Below are 19971 nucleotides of genomic sequence, written 5' to 3'. Positions count from 1 at the left end.
TATATTTAGTTTCTGTAATTTTTTTGTAAATCATAGATAAAAAATATAATAATTCATTATAATGATTTTATAATATGAAGTCCCATAAGGAGGTAGTTATATGTTAATAGTTACTTTATATTAATTTTATTTTAATAATGTTTTATTTAAATAACCAAATGTAATTTAGTTATTTCCTTTAATGTGCTTGGTTAAAATTTGATTCGTTAATGCTTAAAAAATTGGTATCTTTTCTAGTATTATTCATGATCAATATAAATTAAGAGAGGAAGTATTAATAATATGGAAAAATTACAGTTATTAGCATTTAAAAATATAGTAGAACCCCTCTATAATGAGAAAGTATCGTATATTTATTTTCCTATTGAATGGCTTGAGATTGTAGAGATACATTATAGAACATTTTTATTAACGAGCAAATTAAAACTTGTAAATGAAAGATTGTATGAAATGTTTTCTGATATATTATTCATTCAGCATAATCCATATATATTAAAGGAAGATACGCCCTGGATTGTAGCAAAAGAACCAATGAAACAAGAACAGTTAGACTATATTTTCCAAAGCTGGTATGAGGTTATTCATGATTGGAAACCTAATAAATTAATAGATCCACCACATTTAGAATGGCAGTATGATTTAATTAGTAATTTACCAGCATTACATGATAAAAAAACCTTTTCTAAATGGGTACCAGCTCTAATTACTCATATTTTTTGCGAACAGCCTTTACGTATGGAAAATAAAAATGAGGAAGAAATATATTTTTCACCACTGCGATCACAACATGTTTCTGAAGCGATGTCTGAGCCAATTAAAGATGAAGAAACACATGATTATTTCTCTTATGTATATCGGTTTGAATACGTAACTCGTGGAGGTGAGAATATTCCGCTATTAAAAGTATCTGTAGGGATTAGGAGGTTTTATCAACAATATAATCATAAAGATATCCCTATACTTTTAGGGCGAAAGCGGAGCCAAATACTGATTTCAACTCCTGAATTTGAATCAAATAATAAAAAGCAAAGATTTGTAAAGTTAAAAGTACAACAAGCTGTAAAAGGAATAAAGTGGATTAAACGTTTTAGAAATTTAAAAGATGATTATAGGATAGGGGGAGAAGTTAAATTAGAGAACATTCTCCAATGTCCGAAAGAGTATATTAGAGGAACAAAGGTAAGAGTGCTTCTTCCATATAACGAAAATATATATAAAGTTCAAGGAACAAAAATAAAATTTGGTATAAAAGTAAGAGAAAAAGAGGAACTTTTTAATGAATTCCAACGAATATGCCCATATTTCACATTACTTCCAGAATGTGAAAATGTATTAACTAATAATGAGAATGAGTTATTACCTTTATTTGCCCCAAAGGGATTAGACTCAATTACGTTAGAAGTATGGTCAGATGATATAGTAATAGAGATAGAACAAGCGTTATTAGATAGCAAAATAGTTTTAGCTCAAAACGGAGATTCCTCCTATGTATTAAATGCAGACAATCCGGTGTTGTTAAAAATAGTAAGATATAACATTAGGAAATTGTTACAAAATCCATATAGAATGCAATATAGTCATAAAAACAAAAAGAAACTAGTAGACGATGTCGTAAAAGCTGTACATGCTACGGCAGGTGAGCAAAATGAAATGAAATTAGCATTAATTGCAATAAAAAATTGTGATGGTCGCGAAAAAATTAATCCAAAGCAAATTATTCGGGAAGGATTCGCTCAAACGGAACGTATTTCAGCATTTATTAATTTATTTATCGGACAAAGTGTATCTAAAAAAGAAATTATTAATGCCATTCTTAGTTTGTTAGAACAAAAGGGGTTCTTAAAGTGTAGTTGGAATAAGATAAAATTACCGGGGATAATTGTAAATTTATCAATTGAGAAAATGTCTAAATATGATTTCTTACCTATTTTTTCAAAAATAAATGGGAGAGAAATATTATATAAATTATATGGTCAAGAAGAATGGGGCACAATTGATCATACTTTATTAAATATAGGTAATAATAAAGTGTTTTTACCACAACCATCAAAAAGGAATGATATAGGAGTCAGTTTTAAACAATTTATGTCAGAAACATTAGTTGAAATTTCACAAGATGCACATAAACAAAATAAAGAAGTTTATTTTATTGTAGATGCCAATATGAGGAAATATTGGATAGAGGAATTGCAAAATAAAAGCGTTAATATTGGGGTTTCACCTGAAATAATCTCAAATTTTAAAGAGGATATAAACATAATTAGAATTAATACTAACTCAGATGTACCGAACTATATTGTTAGAGACCAAGAACATGTTATGAATGCAACGAGATTATTTGTAGATCAAATGGGAATTTACTATAGCACGGCTGCATACGAATTAGATTGTAATGAGATAGTACAGCAGTACATACTCGAAGTTATCCCGCTTGGTGTAAAATCTGAAGAGAGAGAAGAAATCGCCAAAATGATACATTACATGTGCTGTAAATCAACCTTGCTCTCAGAACAAAATATTCATAATACGTATGTAATGCATATGGCTAAATTAATTAAAAATTATACTACCGATATTGATTCAAGGGAGTTTAAAGAATTCAATGACGAATTAGATGAAGATGTAATAATTTTAGAAAAAGAAGATTCATTGATATTAATATAAATAATAGTGTACAAATCCTGCTAGTAATAATGAGCGGGATTTGTCATTTTTTCATGTAAATAAGGCTATCCTTTGTCATGTATCTTTTCTTTTACGTATTTACTTTATTTACATACAGGATTAAGATGTTTTTTAGAAATACAAAAACTACATCATATGGAAAAGCGATTTTTATTAATTGAAAAGAAAATTTGAAAGGAATGGGGAATTGTGAAGAAATTAGATGTATTATTAATGCTACTGAGCGGCCTCTTTCCAATTGCAGGAATGTTAAAGCAAATCCCTCTTGAACAATCTTTATATATTGGAGGACTTTTATTTTTTACTAGTTTCGGTAGTTACTTTGCGAAAAAGATATATTCACGTATATGTAGCTGGATAGCGTATGCACCATTTATAACATTACTGTTAGTCATTTGGAATCAGGATATTTCAATAAGTTCAATAATAGCGAACGCGAAAATCGCCGCTTGCATTGCGTTAATTCCGTGTTTATTCCGGTTTCGTACATACGGGCTTACTTTTGGCTTATTCTCATTATGGGTCGCGTTACTATGGGATATAAAAGAAGTGCAGTCGTTAGTCATACTTGAGCGTATGATGAATTTAATGACAAGCCATTACTTATATATTCTCCTTTTAGTTGGAGGACTTATATTAGGTGGATTACTTGCGATGTTATTACACCGTAAAGAGAAGGATGATAATAAAGAAAATATAAATCTATTTCAACAAAAAAAGAAACGCAAAAAACTATCATTTAAGATTCCACTTCCAAGATTACCGAAATTTAAGATGAAATTATTTAAGTTTGGTGGAAAAGGTTCTAAACGTAAAACGCCAGAAGCAATGCATGAGCGTAATAACGAAGAACCAGTTGTAACATATGAAATGGCAGAGCAAATAGATCAATATAAAGAAAGTACTGTTCAAGGACAAACTAGGATGGAACGTCGAAAAAATAGGTATAATGCATAATAAATTCCACTAACCCCTTAATGATTTATCGTAAAATTGATAAATTACTAAGGGGTTTTTATGTAATTAAATATAGGTTGCGTATGAAGTATTCATAGCATATTTTAATGGTAAGGATTTAAATAAAATAATGGGAGGACAAAATGCTTATTATTACATATATTTCTGTTTGCATATTATTCTTAGTTAGTTTTTTACATGTTTATTGGGCTTTCGGAGGTAAGTGGGCGACAAATAGTGTCATTCCAACTAAAGCTGGAGAAAAGGCGTTTACACCAGGTGCAGGAATGACATTGTTCATTGCATTATTATTAAGTATGGCAGCAATGATTTTATTACAACAAGAAAATATTGTTCATTTCGCAGTTCCCAATGTTTTTGTTCAAATAGGATCCTGGATTTGTATGGTTGTTATTTCATAAGAGTAATTGGTGAGTTTCATTATTTTGGTATATTTAAACGAAAAAAAGATACGCAGTTTGCTAGAATGGATACTGTTTTATATGTACCACTTTGTGCATTTTTATCTTTATCCTTCTTATTAGCAATAATAACGTGAACATATAAAAGGTAATTGTATAGTGAATTTAAAAAATATAAATATACGGATGTCGGATAAGCGGTTTCTGTGTAATCAGAAACCGCTTATTTTGTATGATTGCATTTTATTGCAAAAGAGTGTGACACATTATAGCGTATGCACAGTTTTAGAAGTATTAGTCAATTAAATAATAACTTCATGTATATCTTGAGGTATGTATTTGTGAAGATAATTTCTTTTTCAATCATATAATACATTAGGAGGAGGGATTATCTTGACCGAAATAACAATTAGTTTATGCATGATTGTAAAAGATGAAGAGCAAGTTATCGCAAGGTGTCTAGATTCAGTAAAACACATAGTTGATGAAATAGTTATTGTAGATACTGGATCTACAGATAGAACTAAAGATATTGTTCGAAAGTATACAACTAACATTTATGATTATAAGTGGAATGATAATTTTGCGGCGGCCAGAAATTTTTCATTTTCTAAAGCGAAAAAAGATTATATTTTATGGTTGGATGCTGATGATGTTTTATTTGAAAAGGATCAGCAGAAATTTTTAAATTTAAAACAAGAAATGAATAATGATATTGACGCGGTATTAATGTTTTATCATTTGAATACTGGATTAAGTATGGAGCCAATGTATATTACAACACGTTATAGGCTTGTTAATCGCTCAAGAAATTTTCAATGGATTAACAAAGTGCACGAATTTATACAAGTTGAAGGAAATGTGTTGCACACGGATATAACTATTACTCATTGTAAAGAAAAGCCAAGAATTGATCAGAATTTTAAAATTCTCCAATCCATAATTGAGACAGAAGAAGTTACGCTTACAGATTGGTTCAATTATGCGAATGAATGTATGTTTCAGCAAAAGTATGATCAGGCAATTCAATTTTATAAAAAAGTATTAGATAGTAAAGAAAAATGGGGAGAAGGAAATGTTTATGTGTGCGGAAACTTAGCGTATTGTTATATGCAACTTCAAAAGTGGGATAAAGCATTAGAAACTTTTACAAGGGCTTTTCAATACGGGAATCCAAGAGGGGAAATTTGTGTTGGGATAGGGCATGTCATGATGGAACAAAAAAAATATAAAGAAGCAATTCGTTGGTATTTAGCAGCCACGAAAATTACATATCCTAACGAGGCGATACTTTATAACCCCGCAAGTTACAATTGGGTTCCATATTTCCATATAAGCTTGTGCTACAGCCATTTAGGAAACTATGAAAAGGCGTTACATTATAATGAATTAGCAGCAAATTATATACCTAATCATCCAGCGGTAATATATAACCAGCAATATTTTAATACTTTATTACAAAGTAAAGAGAAGGGTTAATTAAGCAAATAAAGTCAAGTTATTTTTATTAATGATTTCATTTTCTATAGTGATATACACAATATTAATTATGAGGATGGACTGCTTCTGGTTGGTAAGTAACTAAAGAAATTATTACAACTATGTAAGGTTAATGTAATGATAATTGATAGTAAATTAAGATGTTTGAGTGTATTGTTAATAGGATTTAAAAGTATTTTTTATCTATAAGAGGAAATAATATTTAATTAGGAAGTGTAATTAAATGATTGAAATTAAATCTATTATCCATTCGTACAAACTAAAGAGAAGAATAGCTAGGGATTTATACGGCAACAGAGATGAATTGACGCTGTTATTAAATGAATTTAATAATATAAAATGTACAGCTGCATCTGAAAAAAGAAAAATAGTATGCTATCTCGTTTACAATTAATTTATCAAAATATGAAATTAGATAAGCAGTACCCTCTTCCATTTGCTTTAAATAACAAGTTATTGGAGCGGTTAGAAAATGAATCTCTTCAAACTATTGAGGGTTGTGTATCATGTCTACATTTAATGTTGGATATAAATTATGAAAAAATAAAACATTATGGATCGAGCACAAGTAGGTCATTTGTTCCATTATCGCAATCTTCAATTTGTCTTGCTGATTGTGTTTGTTTAACAGGAGTTGTATTGGGGTTACTAGGAACAGTGACATTTGGAGGATTAATGTTATCTGTATGTTCTCTTACATAAAGAAAAAAGGACACCCACTTAAGGTGTTTTTTTTAGTTACTTAGGAGAGCTTTTGAGATAGGAGGGATATGGATTCAAATCTATAGTTACACATTTTTATTGTGTTGTGTAACTCAAAAAGGAAAGTATCAGCAACTGCTTATTTTGTATGACTATAAACATTGGCTATTTGGGAGCTGTAATAGAATGCTTAGAAGGGGGCAAAAAATGGTGTGTGAAATATTAATAAAAAAGGACAAGCAGTCGTACCTACTGTCCTTTAAAGGAGAAAAGTCTTTTGGTTAAGAACTACGAATAAACAGAAAATCTGCTTGTAATTAGTTTTATCCCAAATATACATGCCTATACAAAAAAGGGATAAGTTCAAAAATATTTATCCCAGGAAGGGAAATCCCAAACACCAAAATGGCTTGTATTGGTATACAGGTTCAAAAGTAGTATATGTCAAACGAAAAATCTCATACAAAAAGCAGACAATCAAAAGTATTGTCTGCCAGAAAGTCGGATGAATTAGCCAACTGTGAAAAATTGCTTTCCCACTTCAAGAAGAGTAAAGGCAACAAATTTGAAAGAAATGAATTGGGATTTAGTTATTGCTTCTATGAATGATGCATTTTTTTCATGTTTTTTGTCCCCAAAAAACAACTAATAATTGCGAGTAATGCATTTGAAGAAATGAAATTTACGGTCCAATAAATTCCTGTTCCAGCAATTATATCGATAATTATAAATCTTTTAATTGCCGAACTTTGTACTACATGAAAAATAAATTGATTGTTATCGTTACCCAATGTTATCACATCCCTTATCTAATATATGACAAGGCATGCTTGCTCTAGTCTTCATGATAAGATACGAAAAAGAGTAATTAACAGAAGCTTATAAAGTAGTTATAAATAAAAGATAACTATCGGAAGTTAAATTATTAACTTCAGTGAAAAAAATAACAATCATAATTTATCCTGCGTTATTGATGGGATATTATGTTTTACTTAAGGGCTTATGCGGAAAGTTTGATGAAAAATTCTTTCATTAAAAGTACGATTCCTAGCAGAAACAAGACTTCAATTGAGAACCAAAACATACTTTTGTGAGGTTTTTTAAACTCCATAATAATTGATGAGAATAAAAAAATTGCGATAAGTATGATGATTAAGAGTCGGATTATATCAACCATTAATAACACTCCTAATATTTAATCAGTACTATTATATAATCTTTTCCAAAAATATATAATTCTAGAAACATTCTATTGAAATTTTAATGAAAAGAAAAGGTGGTGTTTAGTAGCTTTTTTCTCAAAATCATTTCAAACGTGTAGTGGGAAGTGATAAAAGGGATAAATCCACGTTTTAATAAAAGGATGTAAGCGTATTTTTAGCGAATTATAGATAATTAAGAGAGGCGGTGACACTATGAAGTATGTAAAAGTCAGTATGAATGGTGGAAGTGAGCACAAATTCTCAATGACTTTAGAACGATTTGAAGAGTTTATTACTACAGAGAATGGATTATTAGAAAATAAATTAGTTTGTATTGAAAATGTAATGATTAACCCTACTAATATATCTTCTGTAGTTGAAAAAATTGGTGTACCTGCTAAATTTATGGAAGTTTAAAGGTAATTAGATAAAAAACATCCATGGGGATGTTTTTTGTTTATAAATAAAGCAATTGTACAATGAAAGTATGAGAAAATTTTATTAGTAATAATGTAGGCTATTAAGAATGAATGGATATAGAAAGGTCTTTTCTAGCGTGTTAGTTACTCCAATGTGTATGTATCTATTTGGCATCTAGACATTGTGCTTTCTAATGCACAATGTAATAAGTATAAGCATATAGTATGTAGTAGGACAAGATCTTCGTGTCCTACTACATACTCAGAAAAAACCTTTAATCACATTAGGGCATCCAATAGCGGGGGGCTCTTATTTTTTTATGAAAATGTAGCTTCCAACGGCTTCGTTTCAATTATAGTTTTTTTAACCTTTGATTTTAAACTTATCTTTAACGTTAATAAATATTAAGATTAATATGATAGCAATAATTAAATTAGACAAATAGAAATTTTGGTGACACAGTAGTTCAAAGATGACATCGAATGTATACAATAAAGCGACAGCAGGTAATATACAAATAAATATAAATCTCCAATTTTTAAAATAATGTTTATAATTAGTAAGTACTTTCTCCATTAATATTGCTCCTGTATTTTTTTATTTTCTATATAATTATACATTTAAATAAAAAGATTTACAAAATGTTTAAAAATTATTTAGCAACTAATGTGATTTTGGGAGATAGATAAGGAGGAAGCAAAAAACATTATAGAGCTATAGATTGAGAGAAATATAGAGAAAGCTGTTGTTAAAAACTTAGACGGCTGCAGCAATCTGTGTAATAAACGATTTGATTTTAAAAAGACTTTTAAACATCTGGGCTAAAATGATACACTATAATCTACGTTATTTTAGAAATGAATAGAGGGATTTATATGATAGATAAAATTAAAAATGTTGTAGAGGATATGTATGAAGATGAAGCAAAACATTTACTTCAAAGTATTCTAATACAGTTAGATGTATTAGACGGGAATTATAGCGAAGATATGATAAAAAATTTAACGAGTATCCCTAAGCAATTGACAAGTCATACAACTCAGGAAAAGAATTTAGAAGAAAGCACACACATTCATATTGCCTTTGATGATTCAACTGCCGGATGTTTAAAATATATGTTGAAACAAGAAGGATTACACGAGGAGAGTGTTGTTTCATACTCTGAATTCTTTTCAATTGGTCCCATACATCAATTACATACGAATGAAGGTCAATTAGCAAGGGCACAGTGGTTATTAAATAACTTAACTTCTTATGATTGTTATTTTGAAGAAGAGTATTTACCAAGATTTAAGGAGACTTTAGAAGAGCTACATTCAATTCCGAATGAAACACCGATTACCGTTTGGAAGGCGGATAATGCCCATGAGCACGTAGGGCTTTGTTTTGCAATTGCGCAATTAAAAGATAAGAAAAATATTCGTGTTATGAATACTTCTGAAGCGAGTAGAGAAATATTAAAACAAGATTATGATATCCGTGGAACTGGAGAATTATCTCCTGAAAGTTTAGCTCTTTTCCAAAAAAGTTTTGTGGAATTTCCGTATTTAACTGAAGAGAAGCGAATGAAGTTTGCACATGAGTGGGATAGGTTATCGCAAAGCACGGAGTTTTTAAGAGTTTGGAAAGACGATGAAGTGCATTCTGTACAAGAAGATTATTTTGATCAATTCATTATTGAGTGTGCGAAAAATGTAGGAGCAGATAAAGAATTTCATAAAGCTCCGAGAGTAATAGGTGAAGCACTGGGACTTGCGGATCAATTGGTTGGGGATACGTTTTTGGAATATCGCTTGAAAGAATTAATTAAGCAAGAAGTATTTGAATATGAAGGTTCGTTAGATCAAATGCGTTTTTATAGTGTGAAGTTAATAAAATAAAAAATATATTTTGTTTATAAAAAAGCTCGTATTTTTAAAATACGAGCTTTTTTTAGATGAATTTAGGCTATACATAAGCTTCCTATGAATGGCGTATCACATATGAATGTTAAAAGAAACAAATGAAAAGAAGGTGATGGGTTATTATGTATAACCAACAAAACTATCCATATGATCAAGAGATGTATTATAATCCACAAAACTACGGTTATGAATCTACAAATGAAGTGAGAGATATTGAACAAGAAGACTATAGACCAGATGATGCGGAAGATGCTCCAACGTCACCACCACCGTCACAAGCTCCGTCTTTACCATCCACATTTGCTTCTCCAGCACAAGCAGGGAATATGAAATCATGGATGTGTAACTGTCTAGGAAGATGGGGCTATTTACGTTTGCATCGTCCTGGACCTTTCGGAAGAGACTTATGGTTTTTTCCGACAGAAGTAAGAAGAAGTGGGGTATCCGGCTACACTTGGCAAGCTGGTCGCCGCCGTAAAGTAAGTTATCGATATCAACAAATTAGCAATTTTATGTGCTTTGCATAATGGGAAGTGAGAGGATAGAATGATTTTACTCTCTCACTTTTTTATTTTTCAATATTAGAAGTAAGATTTTAATTGAAAATTTACAATTTTTCAGTTTTTATTGAAGTATAATTCAAATATTGGGTTGATTTTTAAAAATAATTGAGAGTGAGGGAATGTAATGTCAATTAAAAATAAGGTTGGCCGAAAAATAGAAGATGGCATTAATTTAGCTTCTGCTCAGTTTAAAGAAGATGCATATGAAATTTATAAAGAGTCACGAAAAATGCAACCTATATTATTTGTAAATGAAGTTGAAATCGGTAAAGAATGGCTCATTACAAGATATGAAGATGCTCTGCCACTTTTAAAAGATAATCGTTTAAAAAAAGATATGGCAAATGTGTTTTCTCAAGATACAAAGAACATGTATCTTTCTGTTGACAATAGTGATCATTTAACAACGCACATGTTAAATTCAGATCCACCTAATCACAGTCGTTTACGATCTTTAGTTCAAAAAGCTTTTACACCGAAGATGATTACACAATTAGACGGAAGAATTCAGAGAATAGCGGATGATTTAATAAGTGAGATAGAGCGAAAAGGTACATTAAATCTTGTGGATGATTATTCATTCCCATTACCAATCATTGTAATAAGTGATATGCTTGGCATTCCAAAAGAGGATCAAGCAAAATTTAGAATTTGGTCTCATGCTGTCATTGCATCGCCAGAAACACATGAAGAAATAGAAGAAACCGAAAAACAACTATCTGAGTTTATTACATATCTTCAATATATAGTTGATGTAAAACGAAAAGATCCAAAAGAAGATTTGGTTAGTGCGCTAATCCTTGCGGAAAATGAAGGGCATAAACTTAGTGCTCCAGAGCTATATTCAATGATAATGTTACTAATCGTAGCAGGACATGAGACAACAGTGAATTTAATTACGAATACGGTATTAGCACTTCTTGAAAATCCAAATCAATTACAGTTATTAAAAGATAATCCAAAATTAATTGATTCTGCAATTGAAGAAGGATTGCGTTATTATTCTCCAGTTGAGGTTACAACTGCAAGATGGGCAGCTGAGCCTTTTCAGATTCACGAACAAACAATCCAAAAAGGGGATATGATTGTCATTGCATTAGCTTCGGCAAACCGCGATGAAACAGTATTTGAAAACCCAGAAGTATTTGATATTACTCGGGAGAATAATCGTCATATTGCCTTTGGGCATGGTAGCCATTTCTGCTTAGGCGCTCCACTTGCTAGGTTAGAAGCAAAGATAGCTATTACTACGCTGTTAAAACGCATGCCTGAACTACAAATAAAAGGCAATCGTCAAGACATTAAATGGCAAGGTAATTATTTAATGCGTTCTTTAGAGGAATTACCATTAACATTCTAGAATATTTATTTTTAGACATGCATACATAGAAAATGATTTACATAGAGTATGTATGTGTTATTTAAATTCGAAACGGAAGGGTGAAAACATCCCAATGATCAACTAATTCTATTTGTAAGAGATCTTCGTTAAAAAACGAAATATTCTTCTGAATAGGATTAGTATGTGCATGTATAGAAAAGGGATGTGTTTCGCACTGCGAATATATAGTCTTTTCATATGATTTGTGCTGCCTCCTGTTCAGAACACGAAATAGGAGGCTTTTTTATGTCGACGACTGCAGAAACGAAACAAAATCATGGGGTATCACAAGTATTAAAAAATCGATTTGTGCAAGGGATTCTAGCATCAGCATTATTTTTACAAGTTGGAATTTGGGTTCGTAACTTTGCGATATTACTGTATGTAATGGAAATGACGAAAGGTGATGCTTTTGCTATTTCAATGATTTCGGTTGCTGAATTTGCTCCCATTTTTATTTTCTCATTCATTGGTGGAACTTTTGCTGATAGGTGGAAGCCAAAGAAGACAATGATATGGTGTGAGACGTTAAGTTCTATTTCTGTATTCGCTGTATTAATTACTCTTATGTTTGGAACGTGGAAAATCGTGTTTTTTGTGACGCTTATTTCTGCAATCCTTTCGCAGTTTTCTCAACCATCTGGTATGAAGTTGTTTAAACAGCATTTATCAACGGAACAAATTCAATTAGCGATGTCTATATATCAAACAATATTTGCGATTTTTATGGTGTTAGGACCGATTCTTGGAACATTTATTTTTCATAGTTTTGGAATTTATATTTCAATCATCATAACAGGTATCGCTTTTTTACTTGCAGCAGCTGTGTTGTTATTTCTTCCGAAAGATCTTGAGAATGATAATGAGAAGAAAGAAATTACGCTGTTACAGGAAATGCTGGATGGTATTAAATATGTAAAAAAGAAAAAAGCATTAACTTTGCTAGGGTTTTGTTTTATGGCAGCAGGACTAGGTATAGGTTTAATTCAGCCACTAGGCATATTTATTGTGACTGAGCAGTTAGGGTTATCAAAAGAGAGTTTACAATGGTTACTAACAGTAAATGGTGCGGGGATGATTGTTGGCGGAGCTCTAGCGATGGTATTTGCGAAAAACGTTGCTCCGCAAAAAATGTTAATTGTAGGTATGCTCGGTCAGGCAATTGGAATTGGTATTATAGGCTACTCTACAAATTTATGGGTGACACTTACAGCACAACTTTTTAGTGGTTTAGCCCTACCGTGTATTCAAATAGGGATAAATACACTTATTATACAAAATAGTGATACGGATTTTATTGGTAGAGTAAATGGCATTTTAAGTCCACTATTCACCGGTTCAATGGTAGTAACGATGAGTATAGCTGGTTCATTAAAGGAGATGTTCTCATTAGGTACGATGTATGAGGGGACGGCTCTACTATTTGTTATTGGATTATTGTTTATTTTACCTATATACAATTTAAAGCCAGTAATAGCAGTAGAAAGTGAAATGGATGGTAAAGGAAGTGCTGTGCAACATGAATCCTAATCCAAATATTAAATACCCTATTGAAGGAAATCAAAACGTTCATTTTATAAAAAATACAATAACGAAATCTAATATACTTGTTGGTGACTATTCTTATTATGATGCGAAAGATGGAGAAACATTTGAAGATCGAGTATTATATCATTATGAATTTATTGGAGATAGGCTTACCATTGGAAAGTTTTGTTGTATTGCAAATGGAGTTACCTTTATTATGAACGGAGCGAATCACCGGATGGATGGATTTTCGGCATATCCATTTAATATATTTGGAAATGGGTGGGAGAAGTATACACCTAGTTTGTCTGATTTACCTTACAAAGGTGATACAGTTATAGGAAATGACGTTTGGATTGGTATGGATACAACTATTATGCCCGGAATAAAAATAGGGGATGGTGCAATCATTGCAGCTAAATCTGTTGTGACTAGAGACGTCGCACCATATACAATTGTTGGCGGAAACCCTGCAAATAAAATAAAGGAACGATTTACAAATACAATAATAGAAGAATTATTGCAAATTCAATGGTGGCAATTTGATATTGAAAAAATAACTGAAAATATAGATGCTATTGTACAAGGAGATATTGAACCATTAAGAAAGTTAAAAAGGCAATAAAAAATGCATGACAAAGAGTATCATACCTCCGAATTTTGTTAATGATAATAGAACAAGGAGGTGTGATACTATGGCACAAGACGTTTTATGTGAAGTAAACAACTGTAAATTTTGGGCTAACGGCAATAAATGTAGTGCAGATGCAATTTATGTAGTAAGTCATAAAGGTAAACATGCATCTACAACTGAAGAAACAGATTGTAAAACTTTTGATCCAGAAGTATAAATTTTTGAAGGGTAGCCAAATCGTGGTTGCCCTTTTATTAATTATAGTATTGATAATAAATCTCATTTTCATTCATTGTTTTTAACTTTTCTTTTTATTTTTTCATATTTTCTTCATAAGTGATGCAATCCAGAGCAATTCATGTTCAATACGTGATTTACTAAATTCAATGACTTCTGTAATAAAAGATGAGCTAACATGTAAAGATTGAATAGCAGTAAGTTGTTTATGTAGTACGTCTTGGCGTATTGTTAAAATTTCTTTTCTAGCTTCGTAATCAAGTTTTTCAAATAGCGCGATACGCACAAGAAACTCAGCGTTATTTGTCGCAATCTTTTCGGGAAACTCTCTTAACATTTCAGAAAAAATTTCTTCTCCTGTTTCAGTTATGTCGTACATATTTCGGTTTGGCTTTCCGACTTGTTTATGTATTTTTTTCGTTATAGCGCCCATATTTTCGAAGCGCCGAAGAGCGGGATACAGTGTATTATGATTTAATTCGAAATTCTCACCTAACCGATTTTGAACATTTTTCTTTATTTCATATCCATGTTTTGGTCCAGTCGTTAATTCTGCTAGTAATAAAATGTCAACGTACATAAAAATCCCCCTTATATATTTCTCAAGTTCTCCAATGAAAAATCTCCTTTAACATATGTTAAAATAACATATGTTAAATTATACAACTTTGATCTACCGACCTATCACTTTTATTGTAAAAGAAAAGGGAGGAAAGAACTATGGCTTCGCCTGAAAATGTGATTTTAGTTCATGAAATTTCAAAGCTGAAAACAAAAGAAGAATTGTGGAATCCGTATGAGTGGTATGAATTTATGAGGGATAACCATCCGGTTCATTATGATGAGGAGCAGGATGTATGGAATGTTTTTTTATACGATGATGTAAATCGAGTTTTATCGGATTATCGCTTATTTTCCAGTAGAAGGGAACGAAGACAATTCGCAATCCCACCTTTAGAAACTAGAATAAATATAAATTCTACTGATCCACCAGAACATCGCAATGTACGTTCTATTGTTTCTAAAGCATTTACTCCAAGAAGTTTAGAACAATGGAAACCTCGAATACAGGCTATCGCAAATGAACTTGTACAACATATCAGAAAATATAGTGAGGTTAATATCGTTGAAGAGTTTGCTGTAGCTTTACCTGTTACCGTCATATCCGATTTATTAGGAGTACCAACAACGGATCGTAAAAAAATTAAAGAATGGTCTGATATTTTATTTATGCCGTATAGTAAAGAAAGATTTAATGATTTGGATGTAGAAAAAGGAATTGCGTTGAATGAATTTAAAACATACCTTCTTCCAATTGTCCAAGAGAAAAGATATCATTTAACCGACGATATTATTTCAGATTTAATACGAGCTGAATATGAAGGCGAAAGATTAACCGATGAAGAAATAGTTACTTTTTCTTTAGGTTTATTAGCGGCAGGTAATGAAACAACTACAAATTTAATTATTAACAGCTTTTATTGCTTTTTAGTAGATTCACCTGGAATATATGAAGAGTTAAGAAAAGAACCTACGTTAATTTCAAAAGCGATTGAGGAAGTTTTACGCTATCGCTTTCCCATTACATTAGCTAGGAGGATTACAGCGGACACAAATATATTTGGACCTTTTATGAAAAAGGATCAAATGATTGTTGCGTGGGTTAGTGCAGCAAATTCAGATGAGAAAAAGTTCTTACAAGCTTCTAAATTTAATTTACACAGAATAGGAAATGAAAAGCATTTAACCTTTGGTAAAGGTCCTCATTTTTGCTTAGGGGCGCCACTTGCACGTTTAGAAGCTGAGATTGCATTAACTACCTTTATAAATGCCTTTGAAAAAATAGAGTTATCTCCATCGTTCAATTTAGAAAAATGTATATTAGAAAATGAACAAACATTAAAATACTTACCTATTCTTTTGAAAACTAGGTAAAACGTTCAACAAGGTACAAAATTACTGTACCTTGTTTTTTTATTTCTCAATTGTAAATTTTTAGTGGTCTATTTAGTATGGAAGTGTGTGAAAGAAGAGTGGAGGAGGATGCTTATGTTAACGTGTAATGGAAGTAAAACGTTTCAAACATTTATTAAAGCTGTAACGGATTTAATTGATAGTAATTTATCAGAAGATCAAATTGTTTGTGCGATTGAAAAATTACTAGAAGAACTTTTAGAAAAAAAAACATGGCTTCCGCTAGAAAAACAGAAGGCGAATTCGGCTCAATATGCACGACACTTGTTATATGAAGATCCTTTAAAGCGATTTGAAGTATTAGCTCTTGTATGGAAAGATGGACAATCTACACCTTTACATGATCATGATGGTACATGGGGAGTAGAAGGCGTTTTTTCAGGAAGGATAATGGTGCAGAACTTTATACAAACTAAGCAGCTTGAAAATTCACTTGTTTATTTAACCCATACAGGAAATCTTTATTTGGGAGAAGGAGAAACAGATAAAGTCATTCCACCAGCTGATTGTCATATTCTTAAAATAGCTGAATGCGAAAGCGTTGTCACGATTCATATTTACGGAAAACGTTTAGAAAAGTTTAAAGTATATGTCCCAACTGAAGAAAAGAATGTGTATATGTGTGAGACAAAATATATTAGTTATAGTTCATAGTTTAAAATCAAAAGCTTTTCTTTAAAGAGAAAAGCTTTTGATTTTATTTTTAATTATTTCTTGACCTGAAACGCTTTTCATAAATTATAAATAAGAAGTACTTAACGAGCTCAATATGAAAACGATACCTTTTTGTTAAATAGATCTCGTGTATTTATAGAAAGTGGTGAAGAAATAATGAAATTAATAGCAATTGACTTAGATGGAACCCTTCTTTCCGGTAATAAAATGATAAGTAAAGAAAATGCAGAAGCAATTCGAAAATGTCAGGAAGCAGGCCATGTTGTAGCTATTTGTACAGGACGTTCTATCGTTGATATTGAACGATTATTGTTAGAAGTTAATTTAGAGTGTCCAATTATTGCGGAAAATGGTGCCCTTATTTATAAAGATAAGAAAATGATGAAGAGATATCCAATTCAAAATATGCAGGCACTTGAGATTGTGAACTATCTTGAAGAGAATGGCTTATATTATCAGCTTTATACTAATAAAGGTGTGTACGTACCGGATTATGGAGTAGAGAGTGTACGTAATGAAATCGAGTACGTGAAGAATTCGAATGAAAACTTCGACTTGAAAGAGTTAGAAACGATTGCTGCATTATATCTTGAGCATACAGCATTTCATAGTGCAGAAAGTTGTAAACCAATTGTAGAAACTGATATACATGTGCATAAGCTTTTACCATTTTCTTATGACATAGAAAAATTAAAAAAGTTAAAAGAAACGTTTCTGCATAATACTGATTTAGCAATTACATCTTCATATTGGCATAATTTAGAGATTAATCATCGAGATGCTCAAAAAGGAAATGGATTATATACTTTAGCAGAACACCTGAATATCCCAGTTGAAAATACTGTAGCGATAGGTGATGGGCTAAACGATGTTTCCATGATGGAGAAAGCAAGTATATCAATTGCAATGGGGAACGCAGTTGAAGAAATAAAAGTGATGTGTCAATACGAAACGTTAACAAATGAAGAACATGGTGTCGCACATGCTTTATATAAATATGTAATGTAATAAAAAAAGAAAAAAGAATCCAAATAGATTCTTTTTTCTTTTTATTAGGGGTAAGGTATTCTATGTGATTCATAGAAGCCTTATTACACCTCATTATATAGAATATATTGGAATAAATGTTTATATTTTTCATGAAAGTTGTGAAAAATTTGTGAACTATATGTTTATTGTATTTTTATACTGCTGCTAGCAGCGCGTAACACTCCCATATTATTTTCTGTTTTTAATTGAAAAATAGAATTTGTTCGAATAATTATTCTATAGCTATATACCTAGGAGCACTTTCTTCGTATAATGAAGAAGTATGAATTTTGAATTTGTATAAATTTTACATATAGAGGTGGAAAAGGAATGAATGCGCGGCTAATGGAACTTATTGATGTGAGTACAATAGAAACCATGGCAGAACAATTTTATAAATTAACCAACATATCACATCAACTTCTTGATGCTGAAAACGAATGTATATTTTCATTTGGAATTAATGAAATGAAAGTATGTAAACTTCCCAAAATCGAAATCCCCCTTTTCTTATACCATCAATATTTAGGATCTTTTGTTGTATGGTCCAAACGAAGCGAAATTTTCAATTGCCAAAAATATTTTGAAATGCTTTCTAACCTCATTATAGCTGGGGTAAAAAAAGCAGTTCAAAGTAAAAATAGATCGTTACTTTCTCGAAAAGAGGAAGAACTACATACAATCTTACAAAACATGCCTGTTATGGTTGATGCGCTTGACTATAATGGAGATTTTGTTTTGTGGAATCGAGAATGCGAGATTGTAACAGGTTATACTGCTGAAGAAATAATTGGGAATCCAAACGCTCTTCAATTACTGTATCCTGACCATAATTATCGCCATCAAATACAAAATAAATTTTTGACTCGTGGAAAAAATTTTAGAGATTGGGAAATGAGTTTAACATGTAAAAATGGTGAAATTAAAACGATAATGTGGTCCAATATATCTGAGCAGTTTCCTGTAACAGGATTTAGTTACTGGGCTGTTGGGGTAGATATTACACATTTAAAAGCGATAGAAGGGCAATTAAAACAACAAACGTCTGAATTAGAATTAATTTTTAAAGCTTTACCAGATTTATGTTTTTTAACAGAAGACGATGGGACAATTATAGATTATAAAGCAGGATCTCCTACAAAATTTTACGTACCCGCAGAAGCTTTTATGGGAAAAAAGTTTTACGAAATATTACCGTCTCCAGTAGCACAGCAATTTCAAGAAGCAATTCGCCAATTGAAAGAAGAAGGAAAGAATGTAATTGTAGAATATCCTCTAACAATTAATGGAAGCATCGATTTCTTTGAAGCTAGATGTTTACCATTATTACAAGATAAAATTATGATCATTGTCCGCGATATTACAGAGCGGAAAAAGGCAGAAGAATTGCTAAATAAATCAGATACACTTGCAGCAATTGGACAATTAGCAGCTGGTGTGGCTCACGAAGTGAGGAACCCACTAACGGTAATAAAAGGGTTTATTCAATTATTCCAAATCAACAAAGAAGATCAAGAAAGATATTTTGACCTTATGCTTTCTGAAATCGAGAGAATTGAAGTGATCCTTCAAGAGTTTTTATCGATTGCTAAAACAGATGAAATCCCAACTGAAAAGAAAAATATTTATCAAGTATTTAAAAATGTTGTTTCTTTAATGAACACAAAAGCAATTATGACGAATATTCAAGTTGAGTTATTTGCAGATTCCGACGAACTAACTATTGAATGCTCAGAAAATCAATTGAAACAAGTATTTATTAATATTTTGCAAAATTCAATTGAAGCAATGCTAGATGGCGGGAAAATTTCAATCCATATAAAAAAAATACATAAAAAAGGTGTCATTATTAGTGTAATAGATGAAGGAATAGGAATACCTGAAGAAAGAATTAAAAGATTAGGTGAACCTTTCTATAGTACGAAAGAAAAAGGTACCGGTATTGGATTGATGTTAAGTTATAAAATAATTGAAGGTCATCAAGGAACAATAAGTATAATGAGTGAGGTTGGCGTCGGGACAACTGTAACTATTTACTTGCCGAAAATTCAGAGTAAACAATCTCTATCAAATTGTGATGATAGATGTATTTCAATACGTTCTAATATTAACTCCTAAAATACTTAATACCCAATAACAAAGCTAAGCTTTTGTTATTG

Annotated in this window: 17 protein-coding genes and 2 pseudogenes; 16 read left to right on the top strand and 3 right to left on the bottom strand. The window is 31.2% G+C overall.

Annotation, left to right across the window (positions count from 1 at the left end; genetic code table 11):
* Nucleotides 1-282: 282 nt before the first annotated feature.
* The 5 genes and pseudogenes from NSS97_RS14025 (at nt 283) to NSS97_RS14005 (ending at nt 6266) form a co-directional block, all read left to right on the top strand.
* Nucleotides 283-2664, top strand: a complete 2382-nt coding sequence (locus tag NSS97_RS14025) for a pPIWI_RE module domain-containing protein (protein WP_107886827.1) — start codon at nt 283-285, stop codon at nt 2662-2664.
* Nucleotides 2665-2874: 210 nt separating this feature from the next.
* The gene (locus NSS97_RS14020) at nt 2875-3642 is read left to right on the top strand and encodes a DUF3959 family protein (protein WP_107886828.1); all 768 of its coding nucleotides are present in this window, start codon (nt 2875-2877) and stop codon (nt 3640-3642) included.
* Nucleotides 3643-3785: 143 nt separating this feature from the next.
* Nucleotides 3786-4201 (top strand): annotated as a pseudogene (locus NSS97_RS14015) (DUF3995 domain-containing protein).
* 283 nt (nt 4202-4484) lie between these two features.
* Entirely contained in the window at nt 4485-5543 is a 1059-nt protein-coding gene (locus NSS97_RS14010) for a TPR domain-containing glycosyltransferase (protein WP_107886915.1), read from the top strand.
* 244 nt (nt 5544-5787) lie between these two features.
* Nucleotides 5788-6266 (top strand): annotated as a pseudogene (locus NSS97_RS14005) (homoserine dehydrogenase).
* Between the two features lie 599 nt (nt 6267-6865).
* On the opposite strand, the gene NSS97_RS14000 reads toward NSS97_RS14005, so the two are convergent.
* Nucleotides 6866-7057, bottom strand: a complete 192-nt coding sequence (locus tag NSS97_RS14000; RefSeq protein WP_107886829.1) for a hypothetical protein — start codon at nt 7055-7057, stop codon at nt 6866-6868.
* A 624-nt stretch (nt 7058-7681) separates the two neighbouring features.
* Here NSS97_RS14000 and NSS97_RS13995 point away from each other — a divergent pair.
* Nucleotides 7682-7885: a hypothetical protein gene (locus tag NSS97_RS13995; RefSeq protein ID WP_002085220.1), complete on the top strand. Its 204-nt coding sequence runs from the start codon at nt 7682-7684 to the stop codon at nt 7883-7885.
* Between the two features lie 366 nt (nt 7886-8251).
* Here NSS97_RS13995 and NSS97_RS13990 read toward each other — a convergent pair whose 3' ends face one another.
* Nucleotides 8252-8464 carry a hypothetical protein gene (locus tag NSS97_RS13990; RefSeq protein ID WP_044443788.1) on the bottom strand — a complete coding sequence of 71 codons (213 nt, stop codon included), beginning with the start codon at nt 8462-8464 and terminating at the stop codon, nt 8252-8254.
* Nucleotides 8465-8763: 299 nt separating this feature from the next.
* Between NSS97_RS13990 and NSS97_RS13985 the strand changes: the two genes are divergently transcribed.
* From NSS97_RS13985 to NSS97_RS13960, 6 genes are all read left to right on the top strand, one after another.
* A complete protein-coding gene (locus NSS97_RS13985; protein WP_060751208.1) occupies nt 8764-9768 on the top strand; it encodes a DUF1835 domain-containing protein in 1005 nt (334 codons plus the stop codon).
* 146 nt (nt 9769-9914) lie between these two features.
* Nucleotides 9915-10319: a hypothetical protein gene (locus NSS97_RS13980; protein WP_044443784.1), complete on the top strand. Its 405-nt coding sequence runs from the start codon at nt 9915-9917 to the stop codon at nt 10317-10319.
* A 160-nt stretch (nt 10320-10479) separates the two neighbouring features.
* Nucleotides 10480-11715 carry a cytochrome P450 family protein gene (locus tag NSS97_RS13975; RefSeq protein WP_341112990.1) on the top strand — a complete coding sequence of 412 codons (1236 nt, stop codon included), beginning with the start codon at nt 10480-10482 and terminating at the stop codon, nt 11713-11715.
* A 267-nt stretch (nt 11716-11982) separates the two neighbouring features.
* Nucleotides 11983-13266: an MFS transporter gene (locus tag NSS97_RS13970; protein ID WP_107886832.1), complete on the top strand. Its 1284-nt coding sequence runs from the start codon at nt 11983-11985 to the stop codon at nt 13264-13266.
* A complete protein-coding gene (locus tag NSS97_RS13965) occupies nt 13256-13888 on the top strand; it encodes a Vat family streptogramin A O-acetyltransferase (protein WP_088033679.1) in 633 nt (210 codons plus the stop codon). The genes NSS97_RS13970 and NSS97_RS13965 overlap by 11 nt, the downstream gene beginning before the upstream one ends.
* A gap of 70 nt (nt 13889-13958) precedes the next feature.
* Nucleotides 13959-14114 carry a DUF1540 domain-containing protein gene (locus tag NSS97_RS13960; protein WP_000046089.1) on the top strand — a complete coding sequence of 52 codons (156 nt, stop codon included), beginning with the start codon at nt 13959-13961 and terminating at the stop codon, nt 14112-14114.
* A gap of 102 nt (nt 14115-14216) precedes the next feature.
* On the opposite strand, the gene NSS97_RS13955 is transcribed toward NSS97_RS13960, so the two are convergent.
* Complete coding sequence (locus NSS97_RS13955; protein WP_088033681.1) at nt 14217-14714, bottom strand: PadR family transcriptional regulator; 498 nt, start codon at nt 14712-14714, stop codon at nt 14217-14219.
* A gap of 140 nt (nt 14715-14854) precedes the next feature.
* On the opposite strand from NSS97_RS13955, the gene NSS97_RS13950 reads away from it, so the two are divergent.
* The 4 genes from NSS97_RS13950 (at nt 14855) to NSS97_RS13935 (ending at nt 19930) form a co-directional block, all read left to right on the top strand.
* Complete coding sequence (locus NSS97_RS13950; RefSeq protein WP_107886834.1) at nt 14855-16069, top strand: cytochrome P450; 1215 nt, start codon at nt 14855-14857, stop codon at nt 16067-16069.
* A 114-nt stretch (nt 16070-16183) separates the two neighbouring features.
* A complete protein-coding gene (locus NSS97_RS13945) occupies nt 16184-16762 on the top strand; it encodes a cysteine dioxygenase family protein (RefSeq protein WP_107886835.1) in 579 nt (192 codons plus the stop codon).
* Between the two features lie 177 nt (nt 16763-16939).
* Nucleotides 16940-17791: a Cof-type HAD-IIB family hydrolase gene (locus tag NSS97_RS13940; RefSeq protein WP_044437725.1), complete on the top strand. Its 852-nt coding sequence runs from the start codon at nt 16940-16942 to the stop codon at nt 17789-17791.
* 351 nt (nt 17792-18142) lie between these two features.
* A complete protein-coding gene (locus NSS97_RS13935; protein ID WP_044439574.1) occupies nt 18143-19930 on the top strand; it encodes an ATP-binding protein in 1788 nt (595 codons plus the stop codon).
* The last annotated feature ends 41 nt before the right edge of the window (nt 19931-19971 follow it).

The sequence above is a fragment of the Bacillus sp. FSL R12-0074 genome (assembly GCF_038005725.1).
In the GTDB taxonomy this organism is placed as follows: Bacteria; Bacillota; Bacilli; order Bacillales; family Bacillaceae_G; genus Bacillus_A; species Bacillus_A mycoides.
The sequence above is the reverse complement of the archived record's forward strand: the minus strand, read 5'-3'. Positions and strand labels throughout refer to the sequence as shown.